This window comes from Nocardia sp. CA-120079 (genome assembly GCF_050955745.1).
In the GTDB taxonomy this organism is placed as follows: domain Bacteria; phylum Actinomycetota; class Actinomycetes; order Mycobacteriales; family Mycobacteriaceae; genus Nocardia.
Genome location: NZ_CP192088.1, coordinates 5,065,704 through 5,088,550, shown reverse-complemented (window position 1 = coordinate 5,088,550; position 22,847 = coordinate 5,065,704). Strand labels below are relative to the sequence as shown.

The 22,847-nt window shown below is 67.2% G+C and carries 16 protein-coding genes and 1 pseudogene; 8 read left to right on the top strand and 9 right to left on the bottom strand.

Translation table 11 applies throughout. The features are described 5' to 3' along the window. Positions 1–71: 71 nt before the first annotated feature. A complete protein-coding gene (locus ACQPYR_RS23350; RefSeq protein ID WP_433621082.1) occupies positions 72–857 on the bottom strand; it encodes a pyrroline-5-carboxylate reductase family protein in 786 nt (261 codons plus the stop codon). Continuing rightward, positions 857–3,895 carry an amino acid adenylation domain-containing protein gene (locus ACQPYR_RS23345; RefSeq protein WP_433621081.1) on the bottom strand — a complete coding sequence of 1,013 codons (3,039 nt, stop codon included), beginning with the start codon at positions 3,893–3,895 and terminating at the stop codon, positions 857–859. The genes ACQPYR_RS23350 and ACQPYR_RS23345 overlap by 1 nt, the downstream gene beginning before the upstream one ends. Before the next feature lie 115 nt (positions 3,896–4,010). On the opposite strand from ACQPYR_RS23345, the gene ACQPYR_RS23340 reads away from it, so the two are divergent. Both ACQPYR_RS23340 and ACQPYR_RS23335 read left to right on the top strand, forming a co-directional pair. Continuing rightward, entirely contained in the window at positions 4,011–5,741 is a 1,731-nt protein-coding gene (locus ACQPYR_RS23340; protein WP_433621080.1) for an amino acid adenylation domain-containing protein, read from the top strand. Between the two features lie 342 nt (positions 5,742–6,083). Further along, the gene (locus ACQPYR_RS23335) at positions 6,084–8,282 is read left to right on the top strand and encodes a molybdopterin-dependent oxidoreductase (protein WP_433621079.1); all 2,199 of its coding nucleotides are present in this window, start codon (positions 6,084–6,086) and stop codon (positions 8,280–8,282) included. 155 nt (positions 8,283–8,437) lie between these two features. Here ACQPYR_RS23335 and ACQPYR_RS23330 read toward each other — a convergent pair whose 3' ends face one another. The 5 genes from ACQPYR_RS23330 to ACQPYR_RS23310 all read right to left on the bottom strand — a co-directional run bounded on the left by ACQPYR_RS23330 (position 8,438) and on the right by ACQPYR_RS23310 (position 14,077). Further along, the gene (locus ACQPYR_RS23330; protein WP_433621078.1) at positions 8,438–8,818 is read right to left on the bottom strand and encodes a hypothetical protein; all 381 of its coding nucleotides are present in this window, start codon (positions 8,816–8,818) and stop codon (positions 8,438–8,440) included. Positions 8,819–9,006: 188 nt separating this feature from the next. Further along, positions 9,007–11,295: a molybdopterin-dependent oxidoreductase gene (locus ACQPYR_RS23325; RefSeq protein WP_433621077.1), complete on the bottom strand. Its 2,289-nt coding sequence runs from the start codon at positions 11,293–11,295 to the stop codon at positions 9,007–9,009. 70 nt (positions 11,296–11,365) lie between these two features. Further along, entirely contained in the window at positions 11,366–12,337 is a 972-nt protein-coding gene (locus ACQPYR_RS23320; RefSeq protein WP_433621076.1) for an enoyl-CoA hydratase/isomerase family protein, read from the bottom strand. A gap of 184 nt (positions 12,338–12,521) precedes the next feature. After that, complete coding sequence (locus ACQPYR_RS23315; protein ID WP_433621075.1) at positions 12,522–13,145, bottom strand: TetR/AcrR family transcriptional regulator; 624 nt, start codon at positions 13,143–13,145, stop codon at positions 12,522–12,524. A gap of 41 nt (positions 13,146–13,186) precedes the next feature. Continuing rightward, the gene (locus tag ACQPYR_RS23310) at positions 13,187–14,077 is read right to left on the bottom strand and encodes an alpha/beta fold hydrolase (protein WP_433621074.1); all 891 of its coding nucleotides are present in this window, start codon (positions 14,075–14,077) and stop codon (positions 13,187–13,189) included. 137 nt (positions 14,078–14,214) lie between these two features. On the opposite strand from ACQPYR_RS23310, the gene ACQPYR_RS23305 reads away from it, so the two are divergent. Beyond that, the gene (locus ACQPYR_RS23305) at positions 14,215–16,074 is read left to right on the top strand and encodes a Na+/H+ antiporter (RefSeq protein WP_433621073.1); all 1,860 of its coding nucleotides are present in this window, start codon (positions 14,215–14,217) and stop codon (positions 16,072–16,074) included. On the opposite strand, the gene ACQPYR_RS23300 is transcribed toward ACQPYR_RS23305, so the two are convergent. Beyond that, positions 16,063–16,620, bottom strand: coding sequence for a TetR/AcrR family transcriptional regulator (locus ACQPYR_RS23300; RefSeq protein ID WP_433520299.1), 558 nt, complete (start codon positions 16,618–16,620; stop codon positions 16,063–16,065). The two genes, ACQPYR_RS23305 and ACQPYR_RS23300, sit on opposite strands and share 12 nt — an antisense overlap. A gap of 213 nt (positions 16,621–16,833) precedes the next feature. On the opposite strand from ACQPYR_RS23300, the gene ACQPYR_RS23295 reads away from it, so the two are divergent. From ACQPYR_RS23295 to ACQPYR_RS23285, 3 genes and pseudogenes are all read left to right on the top strand, one after another. After that, positions 16,834–17,448 (top strand): helix-turn-helix domain-containing protein, encoded by a 615-nt coding sequence (locus ACQPYR_RS23295; RefSeq protein WP_433621072.1) that lies wholly within the window; start codon positions 16,834–16,836, stop codon positions 17,446–17,448. A gap of 20 nt (positions 17,449–17,468) precedes the next feature. Next, on the top strand, positions 17,469–18,128 hold the full coding sequence (locus tag ACQPYR_RS23290) for an enoyl-CoA hydratase-related protein (protein ID WP_433621071.1): 660 nt from the start codon (positions 17,469–17,471) through the stop codon (positions 18,126–18,128). 37 nt (positions 18,129–18,165) lie between these two features. Continuing rightward, a pseudogene (locus ACQPYR_RS23285) lies at positions 18,166–18,947 on the top strand (crotonase/enoyl-CoA hydratase family protein). Positions 18,948–19,039: 92 nt separating this feature from the next. On the opposite strand, the gene ACQPYR_RS23280 reads toward ACQPYR_RS23285, so the two are convergent. Further along, positions 19,040–19,765, bottom strand: a complete 726-nt coding sequence (locus tag ACQPYR_RS23280; RefSeq protein ID WP_433621070.1) for a dienelactone hydrolase family protein — start codon at positions 19,763–19,765, stop codon at positions 19,040–19,042. 179 nt (positions 19,766–19,944) lie between these two features. Between ACQPYR_RS23280 and ACQPYR_RS23275 the strand changes: the two genes are divergently transcribed. Then, positions 19,945–21,114 carry a lipase family protein gene (locus tag ACQPYR_RS23275; protein ID WP_433621069.1) on the top strand — a complete coding sequence of 390 codons (1,170 nt, stop codon included), beginning with the start codon at positions 19,945–19,947 and terminating at the stop codon, positions 21,112–21,114. 556 nt (positions 21,115–21,670) lie between these two features. Then, positions 21,671–22,825, top strand: a complete 1,155-nt coding sequence (locus ACQPYR_RS23270; RefSeq protein WP_433621068.1) for a methyltransferase — start codon at positions 21,671–21,673, stop codon at positions 22,823–22,825. Positions 22,826–22,847: the final 22 nt, after the last annotated feature.

Genomic DNA, 22,847 nt, shown 5'->3' with positions numbered 1-22,847 from the left:
GAACCGCCACGGCGCCGGGGGAATTCCCGACAGTGGAAAACTCAAAAGGTATTGCGCCGCAATCCAGTTGGTCACCGTGCGGGCAATGCTGCCTGAGCAGCGGCGAGCACCGCACGCGGTAGTCCCTGAGCTCGCGCCGCCGCCAGAGCTCGTTCGGTCGGCCCGCCGGGCGAGGCGACCGCTCGACGCAGGGCGAGTGTGTCGTGTTCGAAGTCGGCCAAGAGGGCGGCCGTACCGCGCAGTGTTTCGGTAGCCAGCGACAGCGCCAGATCGGCCGGAAGTCCGGCCTGGACGGCCGCATCCGCTTGCGCTTGCGCGAACATCGCGACCAGTGCGGGCCCCACACCGGCCAATGGAATCAGCGCGTCGACTTGATGTTCCGGGATTCGGACGACCGCACCCACCCTGCCGAACAGTTCCGCCACGGCGGACTCCACCTCCGCGTCAACGCGCTGGCCGATCGGCAGCGACACGACCCCCGCGCGGACCCGGACCGGGAGATTGACCGTTACCCGTACCACGCGCGAGCGGCGGTACACCGCGTTCAGCTGCGTGGATGTCACGCCGGACAGCACCGAGACCACCACGGCCCGCGTCCCGTCGAGTTCCCGGCCCACCTCGGCCAGCTGTCCCGGCTTGTGGCACAACACGATCACGTCCGCGCGGGCGCCGAGTTCGGCATTGCTCGCCACGGCGACGCCGCCCGTCTCCGCGGCCAGTTCGGTCGCGCGTCCAGAGCCGTTGTCGGTGCACAGGATCGGCGCGCTCCACCCGGTTGCCAAGGCACGTGCCATATTTCCCGCCCCGACCATGCCGATCGTCGCGAAGGTTCGCACACCGTTGCGCTTGTCGGTCATCACACGTTCCTGCCCTCGACGAGTTCGGTCAGTTGCTCTCGCACACGCGCCGCAATGCGATCAGCCGCATCCGGATCGTCGCCGCGCATCTGCACCCGGCCGGTCACACCACCCGCCTCTTCGGTCACCTCCAGCAGCCGCATGGTGTGACGCTCGAGGATCGGCAGTTCGACCGGAGTCGCCTCGACCCCGTCGAGCAGCAGCGGTTCCGCGGCGGCCGGATGCACGAGGACGCGACTGGCCAACATCGACGCGGACAAACCCAGCTCTCCGCACAGAAGCTCGACCGGAATCTCCGCGAACGCGGCGGCCTCGCCGAGTTGGTCGGCCGCCATCGCCAGCAGCTGCCGCAGCGAATGCCCGGCGCCGATATCGACCACCGCGGGCTCGGATCGGGCGAAGGGTCCGATCACCGGTTCCCACTCCGGCGCAGGGCGACGCAATACCGTGGTACACAACGCAATTCGGTCCCGATCGGGTTCTTCGGCCGCGAGCGCGACGGCGAAGGCGGTGCGCAATACAGCGGGCAGGTCGATGCCGAGTGACCGGGCCTCGGCCCGCAACGGGCGAACCACGGCCGGTGGCAGCGACAGCCCTGCCGAGGACACCGCGCCCGCCGCATCCGCGGGCGGATCCACCGCACCCAGCCGGGACTGCCAGTACCGCAACGCTTTACCAGCGTCCCCTATCGGGTCCTGCGTACGGGCGTACTCCGGATAGTCGGCCGCGGGCTCCACGCGGCTCGCTGTGCTGCGCACTCCCGAGTACAGCTCACCGACCTCACGGACCAGGATATCGAGCGAAGGCTCATCGGCGACGAGACGGTGACAGCGCACCAGCAATGTGCACGCCGCTTGCGTCGGGTGTTCGTACAGGGTCACATCGATGACCTGCCCACGCGTTACGTCCATGCCGCTGGCACACGCCAGCGCCAGCTCCGCGGCCATCGTGTCGGCGGGTGCCGTCACGGTCCGCACCGCGATGCCGGCCCGGTGCCGCACGGTCTGACCCGGCGGTCCCGACGGCGCATCGAATGCGCAGCGCAGCACCGCATGTGTGCGCAGTATCGCCGCCACCGCACCGGCGAGCCGATCTCGGTCCGGCCGGGTGTTCAGCCGGAATGCGCGCGCCACCACCGGTGGCGCTTCGGGTGACGCCAGCTTCCACAGACCCCGCTGCACCGCGGACAGCGGATACCGGGTTCCGGTCCGGCGTACCAACCCATCCATCGGCCGTGCGGCGACCGCCCGCTCCGGCATATTCGCGGCGAGCAGAGCGACCGTGGGGTTGGCCAGGACGCGCTCGGTGGTGACATCACGGCCCAGATCGGCGGCCAGGCGGTTCGCGATTCGCGCCGCGAGCAGTGAATGCCCGCCGAGATCGAAGAAGTTGTCGTCGCGGCCGATCCCCGGCACATCGAGCACGTCCGACCAGACCGCGGCAATGGCTCGTTGCACCGCTGTGGCCGGGGCGAGATCCTCGTCCTCCGCGTTGGACCGGCGCCCGCCGAACGTGGGCTCCGGTAGCGCGGATCGGTCCACTTTCCCGGTGGCTCCCAGTGGCAGCCTTTCCAGGAATACGTACGCCGCCGGAATCATGTGGGCCGGAAGCAGCGTGGCCAGGTGTGCCCGCAGCCCGTCGCTGTCGAGAACCACACCCGCCGTGTCCTTTTCACCGACGATATAGCCGACCAGGACAATCCCGTGCGTCGGGCGGCGATGACCGACGACTACCGCGGCACGGACGGCCGGGTGCCGGGTCAGCGCCAACTCGACCTCCGCGGGCTCGACGCGGTGGCCCCGCAGGTTGACCTGCCGGTCGCGCCGACCGAGGTACTCCAGCGTCCCGTCCACGAGCAGGCGTCCCAGATCGCCGGTGCGATAGAGCCGCGCTCCGCCGCCCTCGGATGCCGACGTGAACGGATCCGCGATGAACCGCGCTGCCGTGCGGCCGGCCGCTCCCAGATATCCTCTGCTCACTCCTGTTCCGCCGATATGGATTTCGCCGATTTCCCCCTGGCCGACCGGCTGCAACGCACTGTCGAGCAGGTGCACCGAGACTCCTGGCAGTGGGGTGCCGATCACATCGGCAGCGCCGACCGCCACCGAAGTGTTCGCGTGCCGGGTGGCGATGAGTGTGGTCTCGGTGAGCCCGAAATGATTGACTACCCGTCCGAATCGGGCCAAGGCCGCCGCGTGCGCACGCAGCGGCAGGAAACTCTCACCGCTGACCAGTGTGGTCTCCAGCCGAGGTGGTTCGGCGGGGAATATCGGGGATGTGATCAGGCTCGTGAGCAAAGCCGGTGTGGCACTGAGCAAATGGGTCACACCGTGCGCCCGCGCAGCGGCCAGCAGTTGCTCCGGGTTGCGGCGCACGGACTTCGAGGTGAGGACCACCCTCGCCCCCGCGGCGAGTGGCATCAGGGCATCGCGCAGCCAGGGATCGAAGGTGAACGCCGCCACCTGCAGCACCGCGTCACCCGCTGCGAGCGAGACGTACGACGGTAGCGCGGCGTGGTAGGCGGCAAGGCTTCGATGTTCCACGGCAACACCTTTCGGCGTCCCTGTGGAACCCGACGTGAACATCACGTACGCCAGGCTCCGAGCATGAACGGGGCCCTGCAACCGCGCCGCGCCCGTGCGGGGCGGTTCCGGCTCCGCCCCCTCGACAACCACAGCCTCGACCCCGGCGAGCCCGGAAAGTCGTTTCTGCTGCTCGGACTCGGTAATCACCAGGCGCACACCGGATCCGGTCATCCAGCTGCGCAACGTATCGTCGGGAAAGTCGGCGTCCAGCGGCAGATAGGCGCCCCCGGCGGCCCACACCGCCAGCACCGACACGATCGACACCGCGGGTTGCCGGACACAGATCGCGGTCACCGTCTCGGGTTCTACTCCGTTATCCCGCAACCGATCCGCCATGGCGTCGACCCGCTGGCCGAGCTCGCGATACGTCAGCGCGCGCCCGTCGTCGACAAGAGCCACGGCATCGGCGAAGTTCTCGATCCCGCGCCGGATCCGGTGGTACAGACTGTCCATCCTCCGAGCGTCGCCCATGAGCGCGCCGCCACTATTCCCCTAGTTGGCAAGATACGTGAAATAGCCCGAGCAATAACATCATTGGACTCACTCACGCGTAGGGCAGGCGGATCACATGCACCGTGACGACGGGTACGACGACGATGTGTCCGACACGGTGCACGGCCGGGTGTTTCAATGGTCCACTCGCACACCGGATTCGGTGGCAATGGAGTTCGGCGAGCGCCGCTTCGGCTATGCGGAACTCGCCGACACCGCCCGCCGCGTCGCGGCAGGTCTGCGCCGTCACGGTGTGGGACCCGATATCCCTGTGGGCGTTCACCTTCCGCGTAGCGAAAGGCTCGTCACCGCGCACCTCGCCGTGCTGGCCGCAGGCGGCGCCTACCTGACCTTGGATCCCGCGCAACCCGATAAGGCGCTCGCCGATCAGATCGCGATCGCCGGGGTGCCCGTCGTGATCACCGACCGCGTCACCCGCGACCGGCTGCCCGGCGCCGTCCGAACGTTGCTGTACGACAATCTGGTCCACCATGCCGCGGAGCCGCTTCCCGATTGCGTCGGACCGGATCACTTCGCGTGCATCATGTTCACCTCCGGCTCCACCGGAAAACCCAAGGCGGTGGCCATTCCGCACCGCGCGGTGGTCAATGTCGTCACCACCCAGAACTACATGACGGTGGGACCGGAACAGTGCTATCTACTACACACCGCGCCCACCTTCGATCCGTCGATATTCGAGACCTGGGGCGCCTTGATCAATGGCGGCCGGCTCGCGATCGCGCCGCCCGGACCGCCATCGGTAGGCGAATTCGCCCGCCTGGTCCACGATCACGGCGCGACGGCGACCTTCCTGACCCCCACCATGTTCCGGCTGATCCTGGAGGAACAACCACATGCGTTGCGCCCCTTGCGCGATCTGCTCCTCGGCGGCGAGGCCATCTTCCCCGCCCACCTCGAACTGAGCGCGCGACACCTGCCCGACACCTCGATAATCGTTGGCTACGGCCCCACCGAATCGACCGTCCTCGTCACCGCGCACGTCCAGACGAGTGCCGATCCGCTGCCGCCGGTCGTCGTCATCGGCCACGACATCACCGGCGTGCGCACCTATATCCTCGACGAGGACCTGAATCCGGTCCCCGACGGCGAACCGGGCGAATTGTGCATCACCGGAGCGGGATTGGCCTGCGGATACCTCGGCGCACCCGACCTCACCGCGGAACGATTCACGCCGGACCCGCACGCATCCCGACCTGGCGACCGACTGTACCGAACCGGCGACCGGGTGCGCACGATCGGCTATGGCGGAATGGAGTTCCTGGGTCGCCTCGACAACCAACTCAAGATCCGCGGCCGCCGCATCGAACCCGCCGAAGTCGAGCAGGCGGTACTGAATCACCCCGACGTCGTCGCCGCCTATGTGACCGGGGAACAGAACGACCGCCGCGGTAAATACCTGGCCGCGTACGTGACACTGCGCACCGGGTCCACCTCCGGCGAGTTGGATCTGCGCAGCCACATGGCATCCGCTGTCCCCGATCACCTTCGACCCGACGTCTATGTCCTGCGCGCCGAGGCGTCCGTCACCGCCAACGGCAAACTCGACAGACGCCGCCTTATCGAAGACGCGGCGGCGTCCAAGACACCGAGTACCAGCTCACCCCTGCGCACAGTCGTGGTCAACGACGACGACCAATACGCGATCTGGCCCGCACACCGACCCGCGCCCACTGGCTGGACAGCGGTCGGCCGGCCCGGAACCGTCGACGAGTGCAAGGCACTTGTCCGCCAACTCTGGTCGGACATCCGCCCCGTCCACCGACGGCACGCCGTCCAGACCTCGTAGGCGCGGAGTTCGATCAGTCTGCCGCCGCATGCAGCCATGAGCGGGCAACGTGTCGACACAACGGGCAACCATCGCGCTCACATCCGCGGCACGGTGCCCCCAGCACATCGGTGCGGCGCGCAATTCCGAACCGGTGGAAGGGAATTCGGCCGAGAGGTTGCGGGGGCGTCAGCGGTGAATCCGCAGCGTCGGCTGGAATCGGACCACGGCCTGCGGCTGCACGCTGGATCCTGCGGCGACCGAGTCGGACATCCGGGTGTGTTATTGGCGTTCGGCCGATAAGCTCGGCACAAGGCTGGAGCCGGACTCCGGCGGTGTTGGACTGATGCGGAGTGAAGACTCATGAGCGCGACCACGATTGCCCGCCAGTGCACCCTGTGTGAGGCCCATTGCGGAATCCTGGTAACCGTCGAGGACGAACGGGTAACCCGGATCGAAGGCAACCCCGACGATGTACTGTCTGCCGGCTATATCTGCCCGAAGGCGACGGCGATGGGCGCCCTGCATCACGACCCGGACCGGCTGCGTACTCCGTTGCGCCGGGTGGGTGACCGGTTCGAACCGGTCGGCTGGGATGAGGCGTTCCGGGAGATCGGGCAGCGGCTGCGCCGGATCCGCCGCGAGCACGGTGCCAGCGCTGTCGGGATGTACCTGGGTAACCCGGCCGCGCACAGCTCCTCGGTGATCTATGGTGCGCTGCTTCGAGTGGCGCTGATGACTCGCAACTTCTACTCCGCGTCCTCCATCGACCAATTCCCGCAGGAATTCGTGGCGTGGCGGATGTTCGGCGCGAACGTCCTGATGCCGGTGGTCGACATCGACCGCACACACCGGTTGGTGATCATGGGCGCCAATCCGGCGGTGTCGAACGGGTCGGTGAGCACCATGCCGGGCGCGAAGCTGCGCATCCAGAAGGTGCGTCGCCGCGGCGGCAAGGTGGTGGTGATCGATCCGCGGCGCACCGAGACCGCGCGGCTGGCCGATGAGCATGTCGCGGTGGCGCCCGGCGGCGACCCATATCTGCTGTTGGGAATGCTGCATGTGCTGGTGACCGAGCAGCTGTGTGACGAAGACCGGATTCGTGCGCAGTGCACCGGATGGGGCGAATTGTCCACGCTGGTCGCCGATTTCACGCCCGAGCGGGCAGCAGCACATGCGGGGGTGGACGCGCAGACGATTCGGCAGCTGGCGCGCGAGCACGCGGCCGCACCCTCGGCGGTGCTGTATGCCCGGATCGGGGTGTGCCAGCAGGTAACGGGGACTTTGACGCACTGGCTGGTGAACACCATCAACGCGGTCACCGGGAACCTGGACCGGCCGGGCGGGCAGATGTTCGCCAAACCGGCAGTGGATGGGGCACCGCTGGGTCGTTTCGTGCCGACGGCGCACGGTGCGTGGACCGATAGCTCGGGCCGGTTCAAGTCTTTCCGGTCGGAGCTGCCGGTGGCGGTGCTCGCCGATGAAATGGAGCTGGGCCACATCAGGGCGATGATCACCTATGCGGGCAACCCGGTACTGTCCACGCCACAGCGCGGCCGGCTCGGTGCCGCGCTGGATGGGCTGGAGTGCATGGTGGCCGTGGATCTCTATCTGACCGAGACCGCCAGACACGCCGATTTCGTGCTTCCACCGGTCTCGCCGCTCGAGCACGCCGATCTGGATCTGGTACTGGCGTCGTTCAGTGTGCGCAACAACGTCCGCTTCAGCGGACGGGTCTTCGAGCCCCCGAAAGGTGCGCTGGAGGACTGGGAGATCCTGGCCCGCCTGATCACCGAGGTGCTGCCGCTGCCAGCGCGGTCGATCACCAGCCGGGCGCTCAACGCTGTATTCGATCAACTGAGCCCGCTGCGGATGGCGATGGCCGCGATCGCCGCCGGCCCGTACGGAGTGCTACGGCGCGGCCGCAACGGTTTGACCTTCGGCAAAGTGAAGGCGGCGCCGGGTGGTATCGACCTGGGCCCGCTGCGACCACGGTTGCGTTCGCTGATCGCAACCAAGGATCGCAAGGTGGCGTTGGCGCCGCAGGATTTCCTCAACGGCGCACGGACTTTGATCGACGAAACCTCCGATCCGGTGGCACCGACAAAAGCACCCGAGGGCTTCGATCTTCGGCTGATCGGCCGACGGCACCTGCGCAGCAACAACTCCTGGCTGCACAACCTCCCGCCCATGGTGAAAGGACGCGACCGATGCACCGCGCTCATGCATCCCGCCGATGCCGCCGAACGCGGTCTGTCCGACGGTGAACCAGTCACCGTGACCTCACCGATGGGTTCGATCGTGGTCACCCTCGAGGTCAGCGACGATATCCGCACCGGTGCAATCGCGATCCCACACGGATGGGGACATCAAGACCCCGGCGTCGGCTGGCAGGTAGCGGCGCAGCTACCCGGCGCCAACGTGAACCTGCTGCACGATCCCTCGCTCACCGACACCTTCTCCGGCTGCTCCGCGGTCAACAACACGTGGGTCACAGTGACTCCGGCGACCCCCGCGCCGACGGCGCCGGATGTCGATCGCGAGCCTGCGCCGACTTCGTAGGACTGCACTGCCCGGCGGCATCCGCGCCGCTGCCCGGCTGTCGCGGCCGGGAAGTCCGGCGATCACGTGGCTTGGGGCCATTCCACGGCGCGAGCTGACCGTCACGCGCGGACCGGTTCGGATGCGGTCGCCTCGGTGCACGCCGCCGAGACCGATCAGGGCGTTTGAACCGTGACTCGGTAGCCGAGGCGGAGCTCTCGGGCGGGGTGGGCGGCGGCGGTGAGGTGCAGCCAGCGGTGCAGGCCCGCGCGCGGGTCCGGGACGTAGGCGGCCTGGGTGTGGGTGATGCCGAACGGGAAGTTTCCCGAAGCCGCGGTGGCGGTCATCAGATGCATCTCCGCCCACAGGTGCGGTTCGGGCGCGTCTTCGGGCAGGGGACGGGTGTTCGGGAGGAAGAAGCCGAACGGTTCGGCGGGGGCTCCGGAGGAGTGGATGAGCGTGCCGGTGACGAATAGTCGCACCGTCCCGGTATGCACCACACAATTGGGTGTCAGGTGCAGGGGCGGGGCAGGTTGCAGCTCGAGCCGGAAAACCATGGGCCGACTGTACGGTGTCGCCATGTGCGCGAAAAGCAGTGGAGCGTCACGAAGTTCGGTTGCTCACAGACCCGGCCGCACGCAGGTCGGTGCCGGCGCCGACGCGTGCGCCGTAATTGTCCGATCTGGGCGGATGTGTTCGATCGCGCGGGAATGATGCGATCACCCCGTGGCTCGTCCACGAAAAGCTACACCTCGCGCAATGGTTCGATCCGGGCTGGAACATGCTTGTGCCACGGTGTTCCGGCAATCGCATCGCGCCAACCGGCATCGGTGAGCTCATTCGCGGCCACACCGGTGCGGGTGCCGTCGGGCAAATCGATGCCCAGCCCATTGGGCAGCGACGCATGCCCGGGGCGCATGCGGTCGTTGATCTCGACCACGGCGACGGCGCTGCCACGCCGGGTGGTGATGCGGGCGCGCTCACCGGTGCTGAGACCGAGGGCGGTGGCATCGTCGGGGTTGAGGCGCAACGCGCCCTCCGGGTCCCGGCGACGCCAGCTGTTGTCGCGGAAAATGGTGTTGGCGGTGAAGGATCGTCGCTCCCCGGCCGAGAGGACGAAGGGGAATTCGGGGCTGGTGTGCGTGGCGGGCGTGGCCGGGAGTTCGCGCAGCGCGTGCAGCAATTCCGGGATTGCCAACGGGATGCGCGGATGCGGTACATAGTCCCAGGCGTCGGGATAGTCGTCGATGGTGAAGGTGACGCCGGAGCGGCCCGCGAGGATGGCGTCGAACAGCGCATCGGCATCGGGATGACCCGCTCGACGCATAGCGGCGGGGTGCACCTTCGCGACGCGCTGCGCAAGCGCCCACAGCACAGCGGCCGAACGCGCACCATCGGGCAGGGTCGGGCCCAGGGTTTCATAGAGCAGGTAGGGGGCGAGCCCGCCGATCTTCTTGTTCATGGCCAACAGTGCGGCGAAGGCCAATGCGTAGGGGCGACGCCCGAGCTTGGCGGCGGTCGCCAGTACCGTCAGCTCGGCACGCCCGACGACACCGAGTTCACGGAGCAGGCGCGCGTAGATCTCGGGTTCGGGCAGTGTGCCGGGTAGCGGTTCGAGTACCGGCGCGCGCAGATGGAAGGTGTTGTGCGGGAACTCCAGATTGAAGAAGGTGGCCTCCCACTTCTCGAACTGGCTGGCCGCGGGCAGCACATAGTTGGCGTGGCGTGCGGTTTCGGTGAACGCGACATCGATGACCACCACCAGATCCAGTGCGTCCAGTGCGGCGCGGAAGGCGGCCGAATCGGCGAGTGAGTGTGCCGGATTCGCGGATTCGATGATCATTGCCCGGAACCGGTCGGAGTGATCGGTGCGGATTTCCTCGGCGATCGAATTACACGGCAACATGCCGCCGAGGATCGGTGCGCCCGTCACCGGGCTGCGTTTGATGTCACGGCTGTAGCTCGCCAACGGCGCCATCCACGAATGCGGTTGCATGGCACCGGGTTTGGCGAAGTTTCCGGTGAGCAGCCAGAGCAGCTTGTTCAAATAGGAGATCAGGGTGCTGTTGGGGCTCTGCTGGACACCCAGGTCCTCATAGGTGGCCACACTGCTCGCGGTGCCGATCCGGTGCGCGGCGGTACGCAGCAATTCCACCGGCACACCGCAGACTTCGGCATAGGACGCGATATCGATATCGCGCAGCACCGCGGTGACGGCGTCGACCTGGTCGGCGTGTTCGGTGAGGAATGTGTGATCGAGCAGATCGTCTTGCACCACCACGGCGAGCATCGCGGCCAGGCACCACGCGTCGGTGCCGGGGCGGACCTGCAGATGGATATCGGCGAGATCGGCGGTTTCGGTGCGCACCGGATCGAGCACGATCATGGTGCGGGCCGGATCCTTGGCGATCTGCTGCAGGACGGTGCGGGCACGCGGTACACCATGCGACTGCCAGGGGTTCTTGCCGAGGAAGACCGAAACCTCGGCATGTTCGAAATCGCCGGTGGTGTGGCCGCCGGTCAAATGCGCGTCGACCCAGCCCTCGCCGGTCTTCTCCTGAGCGAGCGCGGTCGAGCGGTAGCGACTGCCCAGCGCCCGGCGCAGCGCACCGCTGTAAGCGCCGCCGAGGTGGTTGCCCTGTCCCCCGCCGCCGTAGAAGAAGATCTTGTCGCCACCATATGTGTCCTTGACCTGGGTGAGGCGCGCGGCGACCTCGGAAATCGCGGTGTCCCAGTCGATTTCGGTGAAACTTCCGTCGGCTTCGCGGCGCAGCGGGGCGGTCAGGCGGGTGCCGCCGTTCTGGTAGTGGTCCAGGCGCAGCGCCTTGTTGCAGGTGTATCCGGCCGAGGCGACGTGGTCCTTGTCGCCGCGGATCTTGGCGAAGCCGCGGCCCTCGAGCTGGATCAGCAGGCCGCAGTTGTTCTCACACAGGATGCACGCGGTCTTATGCCATTCCTGTTGTGCCACAGCATCATTGCGTCTGGACCGCGCACTGCTGTCGACTCGGCTGCCCTGCTGCGCGGCGGTACTCATCGATGCTCCTCTGAGTTGTCGTCGATCGAGAGCGGAAGCGAAACCGCCTGTCGAAAATATGGATGCGGGATCAACTGGTCTGGTCGACGCGAGTGCCGTCGATCCAGGCCTTCGGCTCGGCCAGAAACGGTGTGTCGCCGAGCCGATCGAGATCGGCGAAGAAGGCGTCCTGGGTGCGGGTGGCCGCCTTACTGCTGCCGGTAGACAGGAAGGCGGCGAGTTCGTGATTCAGACCGCGCGACAACGACCGCTCCGTGCCGAAGTAGATGGCGCGCTTGAGCTCCTTGACGACGACCGGATTGCGCGCGGCCAGACGCGCCGCGGTGGCCTCGGTTTCGGCGAGCAACTCGTCCTCGGCGGTGAGCCGGTGCACCAGACCCAAGCGCAGGCCCTGCTGTGCGCTGAGCGGTCCACCTTCGAGGGTCAACTCGATCGCCTTGGCCGCGCCGATCAGCCGCGGCAGACGCTGGGTTCCGCCGCCACCCGGAATGAGATCGGCGATCGATTCGATCTGACCGAGTTTGACGTGCTCGGCGTCGGCGGCATACCGGATATCGCAGGCCAGGGCGATCTCGTGGCCGCCGCCGAGGGCCGGACCATTGATGGCGGCCAGATAGACCACACCAGAGCGGTTCATCCGCAGGGTCGTTCGCTTCCAGCGGTAACCCCACACCATCCCGGTGCCCAGACCGCCACCGTAACGCTCCAACGCCCGCGCCGCCCCCGGTACCCGCAGGCTCGTATTGAGTATCGGGATCAGCGGCGCCACCGCGCGGGCCGGAATGAACGGATGCGGCATCGCGAGCATGCCGGTGAGTGCCCTGGGATCCGCGTGGGTGAGGAACCGCCCGGGCAGACCGCCGGTGAGCACGATCGCGCCGACCGTGTCGTCGGTATCGGCCGCCGCGGTGAGCAGGTCCAGATCCCGTACGACGGCGGGGGTGACGAAGTTCAGTGGCGGCGCGACGATGGTCGCGGTGAGCACTCTCCCGTTGCGGGCCAGGTCGATCGTCTCCAGGTCGAGCTCGGTTGCTCGCGACATCGGCGTCTCCTCGGGTCCGTGGTGGGTGCGGTGGAAGCTGCACCCGACGCTGATTATGGTGTCCACCATAATCGGGATGTCAAGGGGACCCCCTTCCGCCGCGAGGTGGACGCCGCATATCGGAAGTTGGCGACCCGGCCCAGGTGTAGTGCCGGGCGGCGTCGGGCGACGGATCGATCAGGCGCTACTCGGAAGCGCTGATGGCGTTCGTCAGATGAGTTTGCAACTCGCCGACGGTGTCCTCGAGCGGTGTGGTGGCGCGCTCGACGCGACACAGCGCGATCGCCCCCTCGACGGCGGCGACGGTGAGCGTGGCCATGCGCCGCGAACGCACCGGATCGAGGCCGTGCCGACTGAGCAGATCGGTGAGCGCGGTATTCCAGCGGGCGAAGATCGCGGCGGCAGATGCCGCGAATTCCGGTGCGTCGTCATTGGTTTCGATGGCAACCGCGAAGATCGGGCAGCCCGCGCGGTAGTCGCTGTCGACGAGGGTCCGTCGCCACAGCGCGACGAACATATCCAGTGCGGTCCTCGGATCGTTCTCGCGGGTGATCGTTTCGATGAACTCCGACATCGACCCACCGGCCGCGGTCAACGCGTCGGTGATCAGTTGGGTGCGACCGCCGGGAAAGTGGTGATAGACCGACCCGCGAGGCGCACCGGTATCGGCCAGCACCCGGTCCACACTGGTGGCGCTCGCGCCATGGATGCGCAGGGATTCGATCGTGCCCTCGATCATCCGCCGGCGCGCGTCACGCTGCCGTGGGCGCGCCGGAGCCTCCTTATTCGATCGGCGTGTCGCTGCCATGTAGCCATAGTATGGGACACCCCATAACGCTGGTTGTGCGTCTACCGCACACGGCTGGCGTGGAAATCCAGCACCGCGGCCAAGGTCTCCCTGGGGGCTTCGAACTGGGGGTAATGGCCGACCTTCGGCAACTCGACCACATCCGGATCCGGGATCAGCTCGCGATAGCGGCGCACCATGTGCGCACCCGATACCGGATCGAGCAGACCGTCGATCAGCCGGACCGGAACCGGCGTGTCGACCAGCGCGCCCACCCAGCGCTCCCGGTTCGCCTTGCGCTCGCCCATATACCGAATCAGCTTGTGCCCGTTGCTCTTCCCGTGCTTGCTACACCACAGGATCCAGTACTGATCGAGCTCGTGGGAACTGGGACGGGTGTCGGGACCGAAGACCCCGGCGAGGCTGCGACGGAAGACCCGCTCGGTACCCAACACTCCGAGCAGCGGTCCCAGCGGACTCGCCAGCAACTTCTGCACCGGTCGCGCACGATGGGTCTCGGGGAACAGTCCGCCGTTGAGCAGACATACCGATTCGATCACCAAGGAATCGTCGCCGTCGGCGCGGCGCTGTGCGTCGCGGGCCAGCAACTCCTGGGCGACGGTGTCGCCGTAATCGTGGGCCAGGATGTGCGTGCGGGAAATCCCCTGCTCACGCAGCAGATTCTCGTGGAGATCGGCCTGATCGGCGATCCGGTAATCGTAATTGCGGGGTTTGGCCGACCAGCCGAAGCCGATCATATCCGGGGCGATGAGCCGTGCGAAGCGCTCGCGCAGACCCGGCCACACCGCGTGCCAGTCCCAGGACGCGGTGGGGAAACCGTGGATACAGAGCAGATTTCCGGCACCGTCACCGGCGCTGTCCTGCCAGAAGATCTGATGGCCGCGGTGGGTGTGCCGCCGACCGCTCGCCCGCCAGGACGCAAACTCTTCCATGTCTACCTCCTTCGTGCCGACAACTATTGCGCGCGCACGCTACCGCCACAGCCATTCGGAAGAACCGAACCACACTGTCCGTGTCACGTACCGCATGGTCTTTTCGAGCCGGGTGTTTGCTCTGCGACAATGCCACAGTGCATGTCGCGATCGGCCTCGTTGTTCTAGTCGCGTCGGCGGCGTCGCTCGCGGCGCTCGCGCGACGATTCGGGATATCCGAACCGCTGGTGTTGACGCTGGCGGGGGTGGTCGCGTCGTATTTGCCGCACGTTCCCGAGGTCCACCCGGATCCCGAGGTCATTCTGTTGGGTTTCCTGCCGCCGCTGCTCTACACCTCGGCGATTCGCACCTCGCTGGTCGACTTCCGGGCCAATGCGCGCACCATCGCGCTGCTGTCGGTGGGGCTGGTGTTGTTCAGCACGTTCGTGGTCGCGGCGGTGGTGTGCTGGCTGCTGCCGGTTTCGTTCGCGGTGGCGGTGGCCCTGGGCGCGGTGGTCGCGCCGACGGACGCGGTGGCCGCGACCGGGATCGCGCGGCGCATCGGCATGCCGCGCCGGATCGTCACGATCCTCGAAGACGAGTCGATGTTCAACGACGCGACCGCACTGGTCACGGTGCGCACCGCGATCGCGGCGGCCGCGGGCACGGCGTCGGTGTGGAAGGCCGGTGGTGACTTCCTGCTGGCCGCGGGCGGTGGTGCGGCGGTAGGTGTCGTGATCGCCTATCTGCTGGCGATGCTGCGGCGGCGGATCACCGATCCGGTGCTGGACACCACGCTGTCGTTCCTGGCGCCGTTCGTCGCCTATCTGCCCGCCGAGGGGATCAATGCCTCCGGTGTGATCGCGGTGGTGACCTGCGGCATGGTCCTGGGCCACGGTGCGCCGGTGTGGCAGAGCGCCGCCTCCCGCATCGCCGAAAGAACCAACTGGCGCACCATCCAATTCATCCTGGAAAGCGTCGTGTTCCTGATAATCGGGCTGCAGATGCGCGCGATCATCGAAGGCGCGTGGAACAGCGACCTCGATCACCGCACCCTGATCGTGGCGGCGGTGGCGGTCATGCTCGCGGCGATGCTGTCGCGGCCGCTGTGGGTGTTCCCGGTCGCGTTGCTCTCGCGCAAGCTCGGATTGTCGAATGCCGATGTGCCGCTGAGTCATCCGGTGGTGGTGTCGTGGGCGGGCATGCGCGGCGTGGTCACCCTGGCAGCGGTGCTGCTGCTGCCCGCCGACACCAAGCATCTGCCGGTGCTCAAACTGCTCGCGCTCGTCGTGGTCGCGGGAACGCTACTGCTGCAGGGGACTACGCTGCCGTGGGTGGTGCGGCGGCTGCATGTGCGCGGCCCGAGCCGCGCGGAAAACGCACTGCAGAAGGCGAATCTGCTGCAGCAGGCGACCGCGGCCGGACTGGCCGAACTGGACAAGCACATCACTGCTGATACGCCGCCGGGTGTCGTCGAACAACTGCGCGATCGGGTCACCTGGAAGACCAACGCGGCCTGGGAACGGCTGGGCCGCTCGGAATCGGAACTGGCGACACCGACCGCCGAATATCGTCGGCTGCGGCTGGAAATGCTACGCGCGGAACGGGAAACGGTACTGCGTGTGCGGGATTCGGGCGGCGCGGACTACGAGATCCTGCAGTACGTGCTCTCGCGGCTCGATCTCGAGGAATCGATGATCGACCGCTTCGACGAAACCGAAGAGGAACGCGTCGAACCGCTCGCCGCCCCGGTGGCGGCCGACAGCTGCGCGCACCTCGAGTCCGCGCCGCTGGTGCGTGAGCCCACCGAACCCGACGAGTGCAAAGAATGCCTCGCCGAGGGATATACCTGGGTACATCTGCGAATGTGCCTGTCCTGCGGGCACATTGCCTGCTGTGACTCCTCGGTGGGCAATCACGCGACCAAGCATTTTGCCGCTACCGGACATCCGGTGATGCGCAGCGTGGAGCCCGGTGAGGCGTGGCGGTGGTGCTATGTGGACGAGCTACTCGGCTGAGCGGCGGGCGTGGGAGTAGATCAACCGCGCGTACTGGGCCAGCAGTTGGTCCAGTGAAATGTCCTCCCCGCCCGCGGCGATCTGCTGGTAGCCGATCAGCATCGACATGCCGAGCGCGGTGACCACCGCCGTGGTCTCCTCATCGCCCACAACGCCTTTGATCGCCTTGTGCACGGTGCGGCGGCGCGATTCATCGACCCGCTTGAGTGCCAGATTCACCGATTCGTCATTGCCGGCCCAGGCCCGGATCGCGGCCTCGGCGGCGTGGTGCAGGCCCGCGGCGAGGTCGGACATGGCGCGGATGTCGTCGTCGGGATTGCCCTGGTTGAAGTTCAGCGTGCGCAGGATGATGACCTGGCGGTTCTCCCAATGCTCGAGCAGCGCGTCCACGAAGCCCTGCCAGCTGCCGAAATGGTGGTAGAACGAGCCGCTGGTGACACCGAGGCGGCGACACAGCACGCCGATATTGAGGCCCTTGAAGCCGAGTTCGGCCAAGACCTCCAGAGCGGTGTCGAAGTACTGCTCCTTGGTGACCACTCGTGACATTCGCAGGCGCCGTTTCTGTTCGTGCGGGCAGGGTGGACCGGACAGTACCTCATCGTATGTCCGTCGCGCCGAAACGTAACGAAGTCCACGCATTGGGGTCGCCGACCGCGAAAGTACCCGTGACCGGGTGAAACATGCAGTGGCATAGCGGAAGAGGGTTTGCCGGGGAGCTGCCGATTAATAACAGAGCAATTGCTCTGTTATAGTCATGGCATGCCCCGCCCACGGACCCACGACCCTGACACCGTGCTCGATGCCGCGGAGTCGCTGGCGGTGCGCTCGGGTCCGGCTGCGGTCACCATCCGGGCCGTCGCGGCGGCCACCGGCGTGTCCAACGGCGCGATCTATCACACCTTCGGCTCGCGCGCGGAACTGCTCGGGCGCAGCTGGTTACGGGCGGCGGGGCGGTTTCTGCGGATGCAGACCGAGTCGGTCGAGGTGCATCTGTCCGCGAACGACGACACCTCAGGCGCGCTCGAGGCGGTTTTGGCCGCCGCCGAGACGCCGGTGGAGTTCGCGCGGCGATACCCGGACTCCTCGAAACTGCTACTGACCGTCTCACGCGACGAACTGCTCGGCGACGAACTGCCCGAACAGGTCCTCGCCGAACTCGCCGGAACCGATGACGCGCTGGTGCGACTGCTCATCCGGCTCTCACGTGCCCTGTGGGGCCGCGGTGACGGCGCCGCGGTCGATGTGATCACCACCTGCGTCGTCGATTTGCCGACCGGCATCCTGCTGCGCCGCGACCGGATCGCCAAACCCATTGCCCGCGAACACCTTCGCGCTGCCGTGCGCGCGGTGCTCGCGGTCGGCCCACCCGAATAACACCCGAAGTAAGGAACAACATGAGCACACTGAGCTACCACGAAAAGATCGCCGTCCTCGACCTCGGCGATGACGAAAATCGTTTCACCCCGGACTTTCTCGACGCGGTCAACGCCCACCTCGACACCGCACTCGCCGAGGAGGCTCACGGTCTGGTGACCACCGCGAGCGGCAAGTTCTACTCCAACGGCCTCGACCTGGACTGGCTGGTCGCCAATGGTGACCGCACCCAGTGGTACATCGGCCGGGTGCAGGCCTTGTTCGCCCGCGTGCTCACCCTGCCCATACCCACCGCTGCCGCACTGCCCGGGCACGCCTTCGGCGCCGGCGCCATGCTCGCCCTCGCCCACGACTACCGGGTGATGCGCGCCGACCGCGGCTTCTTCTGTTTGCCCGAGGTCGATATCCGCATTCCGTTCACCCCGGGCATGGCCGCGCTGATCCAGTCCAAGCTGGCCCCCAAGGCCGCGGTGGCCTCGATGACGACCGGTCGCCGCTTCGGCGGAATAGACGCCGCGGCACTGGATATCGTCGACGCCACCGCGGGCGAAGCCGCGGTCGCCACCGCCGCCATCGCGATGCTCGCCCCGCTCGGCAGCAAGGATCCCGCGACGCTGGGCGCGATCAAGAACACGATGTTCGGCCCGGTCGTCGCCAAGCTGACCGAATCCAGCTCGTAAACGGTAGGTTCGGCACACATCAACTGAGGAGCCCGACATGACCGAGGCCGCCATCCTGCAACGCCAGGGCCATATCGCGATCATCACGCTGAATCGGCCCGAGGCGATGAACGCGGTGAACTCCGCGCTCTCGATCGCCGTCGGTGCGGCACTCGAGGAGGTCGCGGCCGATCGGGACCTGCGGGCCGGGGTGATCACCGGGGCCGGTCGCGCGTTCTGCGCAGGGGCGGACCTCAAGGAACTGGCTCGCGGCAACGGGATTCACGACCCGGGCCATCCGGAGTACGGATTCGCCGGGCTGGTCCAGCATTTCATCGACAAACCGCTCGTCGCCGCGGTCAACGGATTCGCCCTCGGCGGTGGCACCGAAATCGTATTGGCGTGTGATCTCGCGGTGATGAGCGCCGATGCCGAACTCGGACTGCCCGAGGTCACCCGCGGGTTGTTCGCCGCCGCCGGTGGTGTGCTGCGGCTGCCGCGCCAGATCCCACCAAGATCGCTCACGAGATGGTGCTCACCGGAGCGCCCATCGATGCCGCGGCCGCCGCGCACTGGGGGTTGGTCAACCGGGTAGTCCCGGCCGATCAGGTGCTGCCCACCGCAATAGCGATCGCCGAGAAGATCGCCGCCAACGCACCGCTGTCGGTGCGCGCGTCCAAGCGAATCATGCATCGCGGCAACGAATTCGGCTCCGATTGGGATGCGCCGATGTGGGAGATGAGTTTCCGGGAGGCGGGACCGATCTTCGCCAGCAAAGACGCGCTGGAAGGGCCGCGCGCGTTCGCCGAGAAGCGTGCGCCGCGGTGGCGCGGAGAGTGAGGTTTTCGCCGCAAGTCATCGAGGGTGGCGGGGATGCGGACGAGCGGGAGCCGTGGTCGGACCCTCGGGTTGCGGCATGCCGCGAGCCCGCGCTACTCGGATTCGTCGGCCGCAGGCGCATCCGGTGCATCGGTCAGGTGCTTGTCGAAGAACGCGAAGATGCGATGCCAGGCATCGCGGGTGGCCTCGGCGTCGTAGCCCAGACCGGCGACCCGCAGAACCGGGTCGATGCCGAAGACGTTGGCGAAGCCGTGCATGGTGCCCGGGTAGGTCTTGATGTCGTGCTCGACACCCAGATCGGTCAGCACACGATCGAGTTTGCGGCCCGCGCCCAGCAGTGAGGGATCGAGCTGGGCATAGCTGGCCACCACCGGGCACGCGCCCTCGAGTTGGGTGCGGTAGTCGCCGTAGAGGCCCGGATAGAACGGTGCGGCCGCATCGAAACCCATTGGCGCGGTGAGCAATGCGAAACCACCGCCCATGCAGAAGCCGATGACCGCGGTCTTGCCGGTGCAGGCGGAATCGGCGACCAAGCGGTCGCGAGCGGCGAGTATCTCCCGGACCGCGGGGCTGGCACCGGTGAAGATCAGCGACCGCATCACCGCGCGGATGCAGCGCACCCGGCCATTGGCGAACAGGTTCGGGGCGATCGCGAGATAGCCGTAGTCGGCGAGCATTTCGACATTGCTACGGATATCCGGGCCGAAACCGACACCGTCGTGCAGCACCACGACACCGGGCCACGGACCATCCCCGGTCGGGCGGGCCAGGATCGCTTCGAGAGCGCCGTCCGGTGCGTCGAGCTCGATGGTGTCCATGTCAGCAATGTAGGCGACTGTCCCAGACGTGTACAGCTATTGCGTGGCGAGCCGCTATCGCGCAACACGAATTTCGGAGTTGATCGTGAAATGCGCGGTATCGCGGCCTCGGTTGGTTTAACCTCTGCCGACGCGGTGTCCCCGGTCAACGCGTTGTTCGAGCGAAAGGCGACCTGTTCATGTTTCGGCTGCCGTGGCGCGCCCTCTCCGTCGCGACCACCCTGGCACTCACCATATTCGCGGCCTCGCCCCTGGTCGCGGCCGACAGCGGTGACTACGCGAAATACGATCCCGACCCGACCGGCGACGCCTACCTCGATCAGCATTTCAATACCGACGGGCTGTCCAACGGCGCGATCCTGTCGTCGCGGTCGGTGCAGATTCTGCCGCCACTGGCCGCCACCAACGACTTCGCCGCCTGGCAGGTGTGGTTCAAATCCACTGCCGCCGACGGCACTTCGATCGCCGCGCTCACCACGATCATGAAACCCAAGACATGGAACGGGCGCGTCGTCAGCAATGACTACGCCATCGACAGCATCGGGCTCCAGTGCAACCCGTCCTACCAACTGACCCACTCGGTCTCCATCGAGGCGCCCGACATCACCCGCCAACTGCTCGGACACGGTTACGCGGTCGTGATGACCGACTACCAAGGCCCCAAGATGGCCTACGCGCACGGGCCCACCCAGGCGCGCGAAGTGCTCGACGGAATCCGTGCCGCACTACAGCTTCCGGCAGCCGGACTCGCGGGCAGCCCTACCACGATGATCGGCTACAGCGGTGGCGCGATCGCCACCGTATGGGCCGCGCAGCTGCAGCCCACCTATGCCCCCGAACTGCGGATCCTCGGTGCCGCCGCCGGTGGCACACCCGCAAACCTGAGCCTGCTGCGCAAAACGATGGACGGGAAACCGCCCGCCGCAGCGCTGTATCTGATGGCGGCGCTCGGCGTCGCCCGAGCCACGCCCGAGGCTTTCGACCTGCTCAACGACCTGGGGGTGCGGACCGCGCAGGAGAACAAGAACCTCTGCTCCAATGCCGCCCTGCTCGGCGCCGCACCGGTGGCGCTGCGCACGCTGACCAAGGTCGACCCATACCCGACCGAAGTCGTCCAGCGGATCTACCGCGAAACCAAGGCCGGTGGCCTGACTCCGACGATGCCGATCTACCTGTGGCACGGCCTGTTCGACGAATGGATTCCCGTCGCCGGCGCGCAAGCACTCCAGCAACAGTGGAAAAGCGCCGGCGTGGACGTGTCACTGACGCTACTGCCATGCGACCACGTCACCTGCGCGTTCACGCCCGGGGCGATCGATCGGATCGACAAGTGGATGGGCGTCGCCTGACCGCGTCGGCCTGACGTTCCCCGCACTCGGGAGCAGATCCGGCTCCGGTCGCCGTGGCGGTTTTCAGCGAAATCGATTCAGCTGTCGAGGATTTCGTCCGCAGGCCAGCCATTGCGGGCGGCGAACGCAGATGTCCTCGGACGTGCGCCGCCGCCAGGTCCTGCGCCGGGCGGGAGGGACTGGAGCCGAAGGCGGACGACGTAATGGGAAGCTTTGCGGTGGAAGGCGATTCGGTACAGGTGCGGTGCCGAAGCGACAGCGGCCTCGACCGGCTGCGAACACGCGCCACCGATCCCGATCGGATTGTGGACCTCGTGATGGGCCCTTGTGTGGACCCGGTGCGTGGTGGCAGTGGCTCGTGTGCGAGTCTCGTGGTGTCGACTCAGGGAAAGGGCTACTCATGACGCTCGGTATGGTCCTCGGCGACTTCGGTGTTCGCGCTTCGACGCGGAACCGCTAGTCCGTCCTCAACAGCCCCGGCTGACTCAGGCCGTTCTCTCGCTCCTCGTCGAAGTGTTCTCCGTGCCAACGCACGTCCGATCACGAGGAGCACCCCATGTCGACCATTCATTGGACCGAAGCCGATACCGACCACAGCGCACAGTGGCATTCCGAAAGCGCGGCTGCGGCGCCCGCGCAGGTCACCGTCGTCGATGACCGTATACGTGCCGATACCGCCTACCGCCTGGCCTGCCAGGGGACGGCGCTGCTGTGGCGCGGCGATTTTCACAACGCCCGTCAGCTGCTGCGGGCGCTGAGCCGCCGCATCGATCGCAAACCCGTACCGGTGGGCAAGGGACCGGCCGAATCCTTTCACATCTATCGGCGGGCTCGTGGGCAGCGGGCGCGGGTGTTGGGCAGGCTGATCGTGCAATTGGAGCCGGACCATTCCCTGGCATTGCGCCGCGCGCCCGATGTTCGGCAGGCGTGCACCGAGGTATATGGGTCTGCGCATGAGCCGATGGTGATCGCGTTGACCGAACTGCTCGGCGCGATCGGGGCGCACGAGTGGCGTGAAAACGGTGTCCCGGTACCGGCTCTCGGCACGCGGATCCACCCGCACTACGGAGTGTTCTCCCCCGTGCGCGGCGAATACGTCGATCTGGTCGCCGCGGCACCGCTGCCGGCTCAGCACCACACCGCATTCGACCTCGGAACCGGAACCGGCGTACTTGCGGCGGTACTGGCCCGCCGCGGCGTCGACCACATCGTCGCCACCGATAGCAATCCGCGCGCACTCGACTGCGCCCGCGACAATGTCGACCGCCTCGGGCTCGCGAACCGCATCGAAGTCCAGGGCCCAGGCCTGTACCCCGACGGCAGCGCACATCTGATCGTCTGCAACCCGCCGTGGCTGCCGGTCCGGCCGACCTCCAGCGTCGAACAAGGCGTCTACGACCCCGACAGCGCCATGCTGCGCGCCTTCCTGACCGAACTCCCCGCTCACCTCGAACCCGGCGGCGAGGGCTGGCTGGTCCTATCCGATCTGGCCGAACGCCTCGGCCTGCGCACCCGCACCGAACTCCTCGTCGCCATCGACTCGGCGGGCCTGCGGGTCATCGAGCGGATCGACACCAGGCGGCACCACTTCCGACCCCGCGACATCACCGACCCGTTCCACGCGGCCCGAGCCGCAGAAGTGACCTCCCTGTGGCGCCTGACCACCCGGATACCGTGCCGGCACCCGGGATTCGTCAAGGGCGCCGGCTGATCCCGGTCGGTCTCGCGGGCCA